Below are 11,968 nucleotides of genomic sequence, written 5' to 3'. Positions count from 1 at the left end.
GAAGGAGTTCAACGGCGAGGCTGACCACGTCCACCTGCTCGTGCACTACCCGCCGAAGGTCGCGCTCGCCAGCCTGGTCAACAGCCTCAAGGGCGTCTCCTCCCGCCGCCTGCGCGCGGAGTTCACCGGCCGGGTCAACCGGGCGATCATGCACGGCCGGTTCTGGTCGCCCTCATATTTCGCCGGCTCGTGCGGCGGTGCGCCGCTCCAAGTGGTCAAGGACTACATCGCGCAGCAGAAGCGCCCGGACTGAGCGCGGCCAACCGTGGGCCCGGGTAGACCGTGCGGACCCGCGCCCACGGTTGAGGTCAGAGCAGTTCTGAGATGCGATTCACCCCCGGCCTGAAGGCCGGGGCACTCTCACAAGATCAGCGGTAGATCGCGGCGATCTCGTCCGCGAAGTCCCGCAGCACCACGTTGCGCTTCAGCTTGAGCGAGGGCGTCACATGACCGGACTCCTCGGTGAACTGCGTCGCCAGGACGCGGAACTTCTTCACCGCCTCCGCCTGGGACACCGCGGCGTTGCCGTCGTCGACCGCCGACTGCACCTCGGCCAGCAGCTCCGGGTCCTCGCGCAACTCGGCTGCACTGCGGGCGGACTTGCCGTGCTGCGCGGCCCAGCGGGGCAGGAACTCCTCGTCCAGGGTGACCAGCGCGCCGACGAAGGGCTTGCCGTCGCCGACCACCATGCACTCCGCGATCAGCGCATGGGCGCGGATCCGGTCCTCGATCACCGCCGGGGCCACGTTCTTGCCGCCCGCGGTGACGATGAGCTCCTTCTTGCGGCCGGTGATGGTGATGTAGCCGTCCTCGTCGAGCGTCCCGATGTCACCGGTGTGGAACCAGCCGTCGGTGACGGCCTCGGCGGTGGCCGCCTCGTTGTTCCAGTAGCCCGAGAACAGGTGCTCGCCGTGGAGCAGCACCTCGCCGTCGTCGGCGATGCGGACGGTGGAGCCCGGCAGCGGCTGGCCGACGGTGCCGATCTTGGTGCGGTCCCAGGGGTTGAAGGCGGTGGCCGCGCAGGACTCGGTCAGACCGTAGCCCTCCAGAACCGTGAAGCCGATGCCGCGGTAGAAGTGGCCGAGCCGCTCGCCCAGCGGCGCGCCGCCGGAGACCGAGTACTCGGCGCGGCCGCCGAGCACGGCGCGCAGCTTGCCGTAGACCAGCAGGTCGAAGATCCTGTGCCGGAACCTCAGGCCCAGCGAGGGGCCGCTCGCCGAGTCCAGCGCACGGCTGTACGCGATCGCCACCTCGGTGGCCCGGTCGAAGATCTTCCCCTTGCCGTCCGCCTGCGCCTTGGCGCGCGCGGCGTTGTAGACCTTCTCGAAGACCCGCGGCACGCCCAGCAGCAGCGTCGGCCGGAAGGCGGCCAGATCGGCGGTGAGGTTCCTGACGTCGCCGACGAGCCCGAGCTTGACCGGCGCCATGACGGCGGCGACCTCGACCAGCCGGCCGAAGACGTGCGCCAGCGGCAGGAAGAGCAGGATCGAGGAGTCGCCGGTGCGGAAGAGCGGCTTCAGGCGTTCCACGACGTTGCCGCACTCGGCGAAGAACGCGCGGTGGGTGAGCACACAGCCCTTGGGGCGTCCGGTGGTGCCCGAGGTGTACACGATGGTGGCCGGCGAGTCGGCGGTGGCCAGGGAGGTGCGCTCGTCCACCGTCGCGTCGGCGACGTCCGCGCCTGCCGCGCCGAGGGCCTCGACCGCGCCCCCCTCGATCCGCCACACGTGCTTGAGTTGCGGCAGGCGGTCGCGCACCGACTCGAGGGACTTCTCGTGGGCCTCGGTCTCCACGATGGCCGCGACGGCGCCGGAGTCACCGAGGATCCACTCGATCTGCTCGGCGGAGGAGGTCTCGTAGACGGGGACGGTGACCGCGCCGGCGCTCCAGACGGCGAAGTCGAAGAGGGTCCACTCGTACCGCGTGCGGGAGATCAGGGCCACCCGCTCCCCGGGCTGCACGCCCGCGGCGATCAGGCCCTTCGCGGCGGTCCGGACGTCCGCGAGGAAGGCGGCGGCGGTGACGTCGGCCCAGTCTCCGGCCGCGGTCTTCCGGGCGATGACGGGAACATCGGGGTGCTGAGCGGCGTTGCGGCGGATGAGGTCCGTCAGGTTCCCGTCAGCGGGGACCTCGTAGAGAGCCGGAAGGCTGAACTCGCGCAAACTGCTGCTCCTCATCGGCGCCGGCTGCGGGGCGGGCTGCGTCCGCTGTGCGGTTGAGCGGGGAACGGTCGGCCTGGACGTTACCCACCGGTAAAGTTCTGCGGTAGAGGGCACCGTGTAGATGTTTTGTGTGACACGGTTCTCTACGCGCGGTGAGCGCACCGCGGCCCGGCGCGGATCCGCTGGTCGGAAGCGTAGTCGAGCCCCTCGGTGACCCGCAGGTAACCGAGGCGTCCGGGTGCGCCTCCCCGGGGCCGCCCGGCGCGTCCTAGAGTGATCGTCATGCGGGTCCATGTCGTCAGTGACGTCCACGGTGCCGCCGAGGCCCTCACCCAGGCCGGCGACGGCGCCGACGCGCTGGTCTGTCTCGGCGACCTGATCCTCTTCCTCGACTACGCCGACCACTCCCGGGGCATCTTCCCCGACCTGTTCGGCGCCGAGAACGCCTCCCGCATGGTCGGCCTGCGCACGGCGCTGCGCTGGGACGAGGCCCGCGCCCTCGACCGCGAGCTGTGGGCCGGGCTCGGCACCGACCGGCGCACCGCCATCGAGGCCGCCGTGCGCCGGCAGTACGCCGAACTGTTCGCCGCCTTCCCCACCCCCACCTACGCCACCTACGGCAACGTCGACATCCCCGCGCTCTGGCCGGAGTACGCCCGGCCCGGCACCACGGTGCTGGACGGCGCCACCGCCGAGATCGGCGGCCTGGTCTTCGGCTTCGTCGGCGGCGGGCTGCGCACCCCCTACCGCACCCCGTACGAGATCGACGACGAGACGTACGCCGCCAAGGTGGAGGCACTCGGCCGCGTCGACGTTCTCTGCTCGCACATCCCTCCCGCCGTCCCGGAGCTCTGCTACGACACCGTCGCCCGCCGTTTCGAACGCGGCAGCGAGGCGCTGCTCGACGCGATCCGCCGGACGCGCCCCAAGTACGCGCTCTTCGGTCACGTCCACCAGCCGCTCGTGCGGCGGATGCGCCTGGGGACGACCGAATGCGTGAATGTCGGCCATTTCAACTCCACCCGAACGCCCTGGGCCCTGCAGTGGTGAGCGGCCCGGCGGTCTGCGGCCGCCCGACCAGGCGGTAGCCTTCACCAGCAGACATACGACAGCAGGTACGACGCGACGCCCCGGAGGGCCACGGCGATGGCGGAACACACCAGGTCGAGCATCACGATCGACGCGGCCCCGGCCGACGTCATGGACGTCATCGCGGACTTCGCCCGTTACCCGGAGTGGACCGGCGAGGTGAAGGAGGCCGAGATCCTCTCCACCGGCGGGGACGGCCGAGCCGAGCAGGTCCGGCTCCTCCTGGACGCGGGCGCGATCAAGGACGACCACACCCTCGCCTACACCTGGGTCGGCGGCACCGAGGTCCGCTGGACCCTGGTCAAGTCCCAGATGCTGCGCACCCTGGACGGCGCCTACGTCCTGGCCCCGCTCGAGGACGGCAAGCGCACCGAGGTCACCTACCAGCTGACCGTCGACGTCAAGATCCCCATGCTCGGCATGATCAAGCGCAAGGCCGAGAAGGTCATCATCGACCGCGCCCTGGCCGGCCTCAAGAAGCGCGTCGAGTCTCAGGGCTGACGTGCGGACACTGCTGGTCACCGGTACGGGTGGCGCCGGGCGCACGACAGTGGCCGCCGCCACCGCCGTGGCCGCGAGCGCGCCCGGACGACGCGTACTGCTGCTCTCCACCGACCGCGACGCCTCCCTGGAACGAGTGCTGGAACCGGCGCCCGCCCCTGCCGAGGGCGCAGGTGAACGGCGGGAGGCCGGGGCCGCCCCGCGCATCGCCCCCGTCCCGTCCGTCCCCGGCCTGTGGGCCGGGCGCCTGGACGCGGCCGCCGCCTTCCGGGCCGACGCCCAAGCCGTGCAGCAGCGCCTGGGCTCCCTGCTCGACCTGCTCGGCGCGGCGCCGCTGGACCCGGAGGAACTCACCGAACTCCCCGGCGCCGACGCCTTCGCGCTGCTGCGCGCCCTGCGCGACACCGCCGGGGGATGGGACCTCGTGGTCGTCGACCTCCCGCCCGTCCACGAAGCCCTCGCCGCGCTGGCGCTGCCCGCGCAACTGCGCCGCTACATCGACCGGTTGGTGCCGCGGGAACGGCAGGCCGCCCGTGCCCTGCGCCCCGTCCTCGCCCAGCTCGCCGGCGTGCCCGCGCCCGGCGCCTGGGCCTACGAGGCCGCCGCCCGCGCCGACCGCGAACTGGCCGCCGCCCAGGCCGTGATCGAGGACGCGGCCACGACGGTCCGGCTCGTCGTGGCCCCCGGCGCGCACGCCGCCGACGCGGTGCGCCGGGCCCGCACCGGACTGGCCCTGTACGGCCATCGCCTCGAGGCGGTCGTCGTCAACCGGCTGCTGCCCGACGGGTCGCCGGACCCGTGGCTGGCCGAACTGGCGGGCCACCGCCGCAAGGAAGTGCGCGCCCTGCGCGCGGAACTCGCCGGCACGCCCACCGCGCTGCACGAGGTGCCCCACCTCGGCCGTGAACCGCGCGGCGCCGGGGACCTCGCCCGGCTCGCCGCCCAGCCGCCCGGCGACGCGCCCGAGGGCCCCGCGGCTTTGCCGTGGAGCACCGAGGACCGGCTCGCCGACGAGGGCCATTTCCTGTGGCGGCTGCCGCTGCCGGGCGCGACACGCGAGACCGTCGACCTCGTGCGCCGGGGCGACGAACTCGTCGTCGACGCCGAGGGGCACCGCCGCATCCTCCCGCTGCCCTCCGCGCTGCGCCGCTGCAGCGTGGCCGGCGCCGCGCTCCGCGACGGCTCCCTGCAGGTCCGGTTCGTCCCGGATCCCGGTCTTTGGCCCCGCTGAACAGCGAACACTGATACCGCCGCCCCCGTTCGGGTACCGTCGTTGGTACCAAGCCGGAGCCTTACGGAGCCACCATGAGCGAATCCACGGACCGCGCGGCCCGCCCCGACGACACCCATTCCGACGCCTGGGCCAAGGCGAGCGCGGAGGACATCGCCGCCGAGAACGCACGCCGGCGGCAGCAGAGCGGCCAGACCCCCGGCAGCGCGGGCGAGGAACTGCGGCGCCTGGCGGAAGCCGTCACGGACCGGCTGTCGATGCTCCGCAACCCCGCCGCCGAGATGGCGGCTCAGGGACTGATCTCCCAGGTCAAGCAGGCCGTGGAGCCGATCGTCGAGCGCAACCCCGAGGTCTTCGACCACCTCGCGGCCGCGGGCGCCGAGCTGCTGGCCGCCTACCGCGCCGCAGTGAGCGGGCAGGAACGCCGCTGGACCTCCGGCGGGGACACCCCGCCCAGCGAGCGCATCGACCTGGACTGAGCGGCGCCACGACACAGCGGCGCCACGGCGGCGCGACGCGGACCCGGCGTGAAACACCGGGCCCGGACAGGGCGTGCCCTGCCCTCCGGTACGGTTGGACGCAGCGGGGATCGACCGACTACTGAGGGACACATGGGACTCACCATCGGCGTCGACATCGGCGGCACGAAGATCGCGGCCGGCGTGGTCGACGAGGAAGGCGCGATCCTCGAGATCGTCAAGGTGCCGACCCCGCAGACCTCCGAGGGTGTCGTCGATGCCATCGCGACAGCGGTGCACGACGTCAGCGCCAACCACACGGTCGAGGCCGTCGGCATCGGCGCCGCCGGCTACGTCGATGACAAGCGCGCCACCGTGCTCTTCGCGCCCAACATCCGGTGGCGCCACGAGCCGCTGAAGGACAAGGTCGAGCAGCGCGTCGGGCTGCCGGTCGTCGTCGAGAACGACGCCAACGCCGCAGCCTGGGGCGAGTACCGCTTCGGCGCGGGCCAGGGCCACGACGACGTCATCTGCATCACCCTGGGCACCGGCCTCGGCGGCGGCATCATCATCGGCAACAAGCTGCGCCGCGGCCGCTTCGGCGCGGCCGGCGAGTTCGGCCACATCCGCATGGTCCCCGACGGCCTGCTGTGCGGCTGCGGCAGCCAGGGCTGCTGGGAGCAGTACGCCTCCGGCCGCGCACTGGTGCGCTACGCCAAGCAGCGGGCCGTCGCCCAACCGGAGAACGCCGCGCTTCTGCTGTCGCTGGGCGACGGCACGCCCGAGGGCATCCAGGGCCAGCACGTCAGCCGCGCCGCGCGCGAGGGCGACAAGGTCGCCGTCGACTCCTTCCGCGAGCTCGCCCGCTGGGCCGGCGCCGGCCTGGCCGACCTGGCCTCGCTCTTCGACCCCTCCGCCTTCATCGTCGGCGGCGGTGTCTCCGACGAGGGCGAACTCGTCCTGGAGCCCATCCGCAAGTCCTTCCGCCGTTGGCTGGTCGGCGGCCAGTACCGGCCGCACGCGCAGGTCCTCGCCGCCCAACTCGGCGGCCAGGCCGGGCTCGTCGGCGCGGCCGACCTCGCCCGCCAGGGATAGCCTCCGGAGGTCGCCCGTACGGTGCCGGCGCCCTCGTGCCCTCGGTCGGGGTGCGGGGGCGCCGGCGTCGGTGGGCGGTCCTGCGTCGTGTGGTGCTCGCGTCGTTCGGCGTCAGGACAGGCAGCACGGGCAGGACAGGCAGCACGAGCAGGACAGGGTCCGGGACGGGCTGGGCTGGGCTGGGCAGGCCGGGTTCCGGCGGCAGCCCGCCGTTCCCGCCCCTCCTGCGCCGCCCCTCCTGCGCCGCCCGGCCTCCCCGCTATCGTGGGCCCGTGAGCGAGGGCCCGCTGCCGGGACTGCCGGCATCCCGTACCGAGCCGGACGGCTCTGCCGTCGTCCGCGTGCTCAGCTACAACATCCGTTCGATGCGCGACGACACCGCGGCACTCGCCCGGGTGATCCGCGCTTGCGACCCCGACCTCGCACTGCTCCAAGAGGCGCCGCGCTTCTTCCGCTGGCGCAAGGCCGTCGCCCGCCTCGCCCGCGCCAGCGGCCTGGTCGCCGTCACCGGCGGGGCCACCGCCACCGGCCCGCTCGTGCTGTCCTCGCTGCGTGTGCATGTCGAACGCGCCGAGGACGTGCTGCTGCCCCGCACACCCGGCCTGCACCGGCGCGGGTTCGCCACCGCCGTGGTGCGCGTCGGCGGCGCCCGCCTGTCCGTCGTCAGCTGCCACCTCTCCCTGCAGGCCCGCGAGCGCTACGACCAGGGCGGCATGCTGCTCGACCGGCTCGCCGCCATGGGCGAGGCCCACGCGGTCGTGGGCGGCGACCTCAACGACCGCCCCCACGGCCGCACCTTCCGCCTGCTTGCCGACGCCCTGCAGGACGCCTGGGCCGTCCGGCCCTGGGGCGGCGAGCACACCTCCACCCCGTACGACCCGCACCAGCGGATCGACGCGATCTTCACCACCGAGGGGGTGGAGGTCCTCGGCTGCGGGGTCCCGTACGGCCTGCCCGGCGTCACCCCGCACGATCTGAGGGCGGCCACGGACCACCTTCCCGTCCTGGCCGCCCTCAGGGTGCCCGCCTCCGCCTGACGACGGTCGCCGTGTCAGACGACGGCGCCGCCGCCCGGAAGGTCGTCGTCCTCGTCCCCGCCCGGACGCATGCGCGTCACCAGGGTGCCGAAGCCGCCGAGGAAGCCGCCGACGCCGACGGTGACCGCCCACCACGGCATCGGCTCACGGAAGAGGACGAAACCGAAGATCAGCAGGGGACCGCCGACGGCGGCGAGCCAGGCGAACTTCGTCGTCACGTCCGCCTCCGGGAGCGGTGGCGGCTCCGGCGGCACGTAGTGGCCCTCGTCGTCGTCCTCGTCCAGCTCGTAGTCGCGGGGACCGGACAGCACGGGGTGCAGGACGATGCGCGTCGAGTCCGGTGCCGAGGGCAGCGCTGACGGGTCCGCCGCGGAATCGCGCCCCTCACGCTCGCCGTCCGCCGCTGCTCCGTCGCCGCCGTCGGACGCGGGGACGTCCTCGGCGGCGGGCCAGGAGCCCGTCCCGGGCTCGGGGTCCTTCTCGTACGCCGCGACGAGCTCGGCCCACGCCGACTCCTCGTCCAGCGGCGCGCGCTCCGGCTCGCCGCCCTCCGGCACCTGCCGGCGCTCCTCCTCTGGCTCAGCCACTGGCCGCGTCCTCCTTCTCCGCCTGCTCTCCCGCACCCGAGAGCCGCTCCACGAAGGCGTACGACTGCTCGAAGATCGTCTGCGCGTCGTGGTCCAGCGTCGCGACGTGGTAGCTGCGTTCCAGGACCGTCTCCGTGACGTCCGTCGAGGACACCCGGCTCAGCACGACCGCCGAGTTCGACGGGTGCACCACGTGGTCGACCCGGCTGCGCAGCAGCAGGAGCGGCTGCGTCACCTGCGGCAGCTCGTGCCGCACCAACCTCCAGAAGTGGGTGAGCGAGTGCACGGCCCGCAGCGGGGTGCGGTCGTAGCCGACCTCCTCGGAGCCCTCCTTGGCGATGTCGCTCGCGATGCCCGGCACGGAGGGGACGAAGTGGCGCAGCAGGGGCACGGCCTTCAGCTGGTGGCTGTCGGCCTTGACCGAGGGGTTGACCAGGACGACGCCGCCGACCGCGGCGCCGTGCTGCGCGGCCAGGTGCAGGGTCAGAGCCCCGCCCATGGACATTCCGAAGACGAACACGCGGTCACAGCGCCGGGACAGGGCGCGGAATTCCCGGTCGACCTCCGCGTACCAGTCCTCCCAGCCGGTCTGCTGCATGTCCTGCCAGCGTGTGCCGTGCCCCGGCAGCAGCGGCACGGACACGGTCAGGTCCCGCTGGGCGAGGTATTCGGCCCACGGCCGCAGGGACTGCGGTGTGCCGGTGAACCCATGGCACAGCAGAACGCCGAACGCACCGCCGTCGTGGCGGTAGGGCTCGGCTCCGGGCATCAGCGGCACCGTACGTCTCCCGTGTGTTCGGTGGAATGCGCGAAAGAGATACCTCACAGTACGCGGACGGCCGAGACGGGGGGAGAGCACCGGCGGATCTGGCGTTAAGGTCTTCCCGTCAGACTCAGGAGGTCATCGCTTGTTGTACGGCGTGATGAAGATCGCCATCGGCCATCCCCTGCGAGCCGCCTTCCGGCCGTGGGTGGAGGGGCTGGAGCACGTCCCCAAGCAGGGACCGGCGATCCTGGCGAGCAACCACCTGTCCTTCTCGGACTCCTTCTTCCTGCCCGCCGTGCTCGACCGCAAGGTCACCTTCATCGCCAAGGCCGAGTACTTCACCACGCCCGGCATCAAGGGCAAGCTGACCGCCGCCTTCTTCAAGGGCGTCGGCCAGCTGCCCGTGGACCGCTCCGGCGCCCGCGGCGCCGGCGAGGCGGCGATCAACAGCGGGATAAAGGTCATCGAGTCGGGTGAGCTCTTCGGCATCTACCCCGAGGGCACCCGCTCGCCCGACGGCCGCCTCTACCGCGGCAAGCCGGGCGGCCTGGCCCGCATCGCGCTGGCCACCGGCGCTCCCGTGATCCCGGTCGCCATGATCGACACGGAGAAGATCCAGCCGCCCGGCCAGGTGATGCCCAAGCTGATGCGCCCCGGCATCCGGATCGGCAAGCCGCTGGACTTCAGCCGTTACATGGGCATGGAGCACGACCGCTTCATCCTGCGCTCGGTCACCGACGAGGTGATGTACGAGATCATGAAGCTCTCCGGCCAGGAGTACGTGGACATCTACGCGACCGCCGCCAAGCGGCAGATCGCCGAGGCGGCGAAGCAGCAGCAGGGCGGGTCCTAGCCGGACGCGCCAGGGGGACGGGGGACGGGGGAGGCCCATGGCAGGGGAGGGGTCCGGCGCGACCGGGGGGAAGCCAGGCGCTTGTGGGGGCAGGAGCGGCGCGACTGGGGCCGGCACCGGCCCCGCCGGACGGAGCACCGGCGGGCCGACCGCCGCACCGCCCGCACGCGCCCCCCGCATGTCCGTCGAGCAGCCGCTGTGGCGCGCCCTCACCGGCTACCGTCTGCTGACCGCCGCGTACGCCGTCGGGCTCTACGCCGTCGCCTACCGCGAGCACGCACACCCCCTCGCGGGCGCTGCCTACATGGCGGTGCTCGCGGTGTGGACGCTGGCGACCACCGGCAAGGTGAGCTCGCCCCGGCGCTGCACCCGGCCGTTCCTCGTCGCCGACCTCGGTGTCGCCCTCACCGGCATTCTCCTCACCCCGTTCGTCGAGTCCCACCAGCGCATCCTCGACGGGGGCCCCACCCTGCCCTCGATCTGGACCGCGGGCTCCGTACTCGCCTTCGCCGTCAAGGGCGGCTGGCGCTGGGCGGCGGCCGCCTCCTGCCTCGTCGGCGCGGCCAACCTCGTCGAGCGCGGCACCGCGGCTCGCGACACCCTTCACAACGTGCTGCTGGTCGCCATCGCCAGCATCGCCATCGGATACGTCGTCGAGGTCGCCCGCGCCAGCGAGCGCACCCTCGCCCGCGCCCTGCAGATCGAGGCCGCCACCCGCGAGCGGGAGCGGCTGGCCCGCGACATCCACGACAACGTGCTGCAGGTGCTCGCCATGGTGCAGCGCCGCGGCGCCGAGATCGGCGGCGAGGCGGATGCGCTCGGCCGCATGGCGGGTGAACAGGAGGCCGCCCTGCGCGCCCTGGTCACCGACGGGGCCGCCGCCCTGCCCTCGCCGCGCGACGGCGCCCCCGTCGACGCGGACACCGGCGAGGACCCGGACGCGCCCCGCGACCTGCGCGCGCTGCTCACCGCGTACGGCAGCGCCCGGGTCACCGTCTCCGCCCCCGGGACCCCCGTCCTCGTCCCGGCCCGCGCCGCCCGCGAACTCGCCGGCGCCGTCGGCGCCGCCCTGGAGAACGTCCGGCGGCACGCCGGCGAGGACGCACACGCCTGGATCCTGGTCGAGGACGAACCCGACGCCGTGCTGGTCAGCGTCCGCGACGACGGACCCGGCATCCCCGAGGGCCGCCTCGCCGCCGCCGAGGCCGAGGGCAGGCTCGGGGTCGCCCAGTCCATCCGCGGCAGGCTCCGGGACCTCGGCGGCACGGCGGACGTGGTGTCGGTGCCCGGGCAGGGGACAGAAGTCGAGTTGAGGCTCGCGAAACGAGGGAGGAGATTGGGGTCATGGCCGTGAAGGTGATGGTGGTCGACGACCACCCCATGTGGCGGGACGCGGTCGCCCGCGACCTCACCGAGGCCGGGTACGTGGTGGTGGCCACCGCCGGGGACGGCCCGGAGGCGGTGCGGCGCGCCAAGGCGGCCATGCCCGAGGTGCTCGTCCTCGACCTCAACCTCCCGGGCCTGTCGGGCGTCCAGGTCTGCAAGGACGTCATCGCCGACAACCCCGCGCTGCGGGTGCTGGTGCTCTCCGCGAGCGGCGAGCACGCGGACGTCCTGGAAGCCGTGAAGTCCGGCGCCACCGGTTACCTGCTGAAGTCCGCCGGCCGCGAGGAACTCCTCGACGCCGTCCGTCGCACCGCCGTGGGCGACCCCGTCTTCACCCCCGGCCTCGCCGGCCTCGTGCTCGGCGAGTACCGCCGCCTCGCCTCCGACCCGGCCCCGGCCGTGGCCGACACCCCTGAGGCGCCCCGCCTCACCGACCGGGAGACCGAGGTCCTGCGGCTCGTCGCCAAGGGCCTCAGTTACAAGCAGATCGCCGAGCGGCTGGTCATCTCGCACCGCACCGTCCAGAACCACGTGCAGAACACCCTCGGCAAGCTCCAGCTCCACAACCGCGTCGAACTCGTCCGCTACGCCATCGAACGCGGACTGGACGACGAGTAACCCCGGCCGGCGCCGTCCCCGGGGGCGCGCCCGCACGCGCGCCGCACGCCCCCCGGACGAGTGAAATCGGCGCGCCAACTTCCCAGTGGAGCGAGGGATTTCACCGAACGGCCCATCCCACCTGTGATGCCGGTCACGCTAGCGTCGTGGACGCAGGCAAAAGGTGCGAACCGGAAGGGATGGAT

Annotated in this window: 13 protein-coding genes; 10 read left to right on the top strand and 3 right to left on the bottom strand. The window is 73.1% G+C overall.

Annotation, left to right across the window (positions count from 1 at the left end):
- Window positions 1-253: IS200/IS605 family transposase (tnpA, locus tag ACRWND_RS23345; RefSeq protein ID WP_431952513.1), on the top strand; the 253-nt coding region annotated here is incomplete at its 5' end.
- Between the two features lie 115 nt (window positions 254-368).
- Here tnpA and ACRWND_RS23340 read toward each other — a convergent pair.
- Entirely contained in the window at window positions 369-2,162 is a 1,794-nt protein-coding gene (locus ACRWND_RS23340) for an AMP-dependent synthetase/ligase (protein WP_431952511.1), read from the bottom strand.
- 282 nt (window positions 2,163-2,444) lie between these two features.
- Here ACRWND_RS23340 and ACRWND_RS23335 point away from each other — a divergent pair, with 282 nt between their 5' ends.
- The 6 genes from ACRWND_RS23335 to ACRWND_RS23310 all read left to right on the top strand — a co-directional run bounded on the left by ACRWND_RS23335 (window position 2,445) and on the right by ACRWND_RS23310 (window position 7,573).
- Complete coding sequence (locus ACRWND_RS23335; protein WP_431952509.1) at window positions 2,445-3,212, top strand: metallophosphoesterase family protein; 768 nt, start codon at window positions 2,445-2,447, stop codon at window positions 3,210-3,212.
- Between the two features lie 96 nt (window positions 3,213-3,308).
- Window positions 3,309-3,752 (top strand): SRPBCC family protein, encoded by a 444-nt coding sequence (locus ACRWND_RS23330; RefSeq protein ID WP_431952507.1) that lies wholly within the window; start codon window positions 3,309-3,311, stop codon window positions 3,750-3,752.
- A 1-nt stretch (window position 3,753) separates the two neighbouring features.
- Window positions 3,754-4,983, top strand: coding sequence for an ArsA family ATPase (locus ACRWND_RS23325; RefSeq protein ID WP_431952505.1), 1,230 nt, complete (start codon window positions 3,754-3,756; stop codon window positions 4,981-4,983).
- 74 nt (window positions 4,984-5,057) lie between these two features.
- Window positions 5,058-5,462: a DUF5304 family protein gene (locus tag ACRWND_RS23320; RefSeq protein ID WP_431952503.1), complete on the top strand. Its 405-nt coding sequence runs from the start codon at window positions 5,058-5,060 to the stop codon at window positions 5,460-5,462.
- 132 nt (window positions 5,463-5,594) lie between these two features.
- Window positions 5,595-6,536 carry an ROK family glucokinase gene (locus tag ACRWND_RS23315; RefSeq protein ID WP_431952501.1) on the top strand — a complete coding sequence of 314 codons (942 nt, stop codon included), beginning with the start codon at window positions 5,595-5,597 and terminating at the stop codon, window positions 6,534-6,536.
- Window positions 6,537-6,808: 272 nt separating this feature from the next.
- On the top strand, window positions 6,809-7,573 hold the full coding sequence (locus ACRWND_RS23310; protein ID WP_431952499.1) for an endonuclease/exonuclease/phosphatase family protein: 765 nt from the start codon (window positions 6,809-6,811) through the stop codon (window positions 7,571-7,573).
- Between the two features lie 14 nt (window positions 7,574-7,587).
- On the opposite strand, the gene ACRWND_RS23305 is transcribed toward ACRWND_RS23310, so the two are convergent.
- Both ACRWND_RS23305 and ACRWND_RS23300 read right to left on the bottom strand, forming a co-directional pair.
- Window positions 7,588-8,160, bottom strand: a complete 573-nt coding sequence (locus tag ACRWND_RS23305; protein ID WP_431952497.1) for a hypothetical protein — start codon at window positions 8,158-8,160, stop codon at window positions 7,588-7,590.
- Entirely contained in the window at window positions 8,153-8,938 is a 786-nt protein-coding gene (locus tag ACRWND_RS23300) for an alpha/beta hydrolase (protein WP_431952495.1), read from the bottom strand. Before ACRWND_RS23300 ends, ACRWND_RS23305 begins: the two co-directional genes overlap by 8 nt.
- A 130-nt stretch (window positions 8,939-9,068) precedes the next feature.
- On the opposite strand from ACRWND_RS23300, the gene ACRWND_RS23295 reads away from it, so the two are divergent.
- The 3 genes from ACRWND_RS23295 to ACRWND_RS23285 all read left to right on the top strand — a co-directional run bounded on the left by ACRWND_RS23295 (window position 9,069) and on the right by ACRWND_RS23285 (window position 11,783).
- Window positions 9,069-9,779, top strand: coding sequence for a lysophospholipid acyltransferase family protein (locus ACRWND_RS23295; RefSeq protein WP_431952493.1), 711 nt, complete (start codon window positions 9,069-9,071; stop codon window positions 9,777-9,779).
- 178 nt (window positions 9,780-9,957) lie between these two features.
- A complete protein-coding gene (gene macS, locus ACRWND_RS23290; protein WP_431952491.1) occupies window positions 9,958-11,133 on the top strand; it encodes a MacS family sensor histidine kinase in 1,176 nt (391 codons plus the stop codon).
- Window positions 11,124-11,783: a response regulator gene (locus tag ACRWND_RS23285; RefSeq protein WP_431952489.1), complete on the top strand. Its 660-nt coding sequence runs from the start codon at window positions 11,124-11,126 to the stop codon at window positions 11,781-11,783. Before macS ends, ACRWND_RS23285 begins: the two co-directional genes overlap by 10 nt.
- The last annotated feature ends 185 nt before the right edge of the window (window positions 11,784-11,968 follow it).

The organism is Actinacidiphila sp. bgisy167 (assembly GCF_965342175.1).
GTDB lineage: Bacteria > Actinomycetota > Actinomycetes > Streptomycetales > Streptomycetaceae > Actinacidiphila.
The sequence above is the reverse complement of the archived record's forward strand: the minus strand, read 5'-3'. Positions and strand labels throughout refer to the sequence as shown.

What these genes read in the sequence shown, in the direction of transcription:
- ACRWND_RS23335 (WP_431952509.1), top strand. Translation starts at nt 2,445, where the DNA reads ATGCGGGTCCATGTCGTCAGTGACGTCCACGGTGCCGCCGAGGCCCTC.
- ACRWND_RS23330 (WP_431952507.1), top strand. Translation starts at nt 3,309, where the DNA reads ATGGCGGAACACACCAGGTCGAGCATCACGATCGACGCGGCCCCGGCC.
- ACRWND_RS23320 (WP_431952503.1), top strand. Translation starts at nt 5,058, where the DNA reads ATGAGCGAATCCACGGACCGCGCGGCCCGCCCCGACGACACCCATTCC.
- ACRWND_RS23315 (WP_431952501.1), top strand. Translation starts at nt 5,595, where the DNA reads ATGGGACTCACCATCGGCGTCGACATCGGCGGCACGAAGATCGCGGCC.
- macS (WP_431952491.1), top strand. Translation starts at nt 9,958, where the DNA reads ATGTCCGTCGAGCAGCCGCTGTGGCGCGCCCTCACCGGCTACCGTCTG.
- ACRWND_RS23285 (WP_431952489.1), top strand. Translation starts at nt 11,124, where the DNA reads ATGGCCGTGAAGGTGATGGTGGTCGACGACCACCCCATGTGGCGGGAC.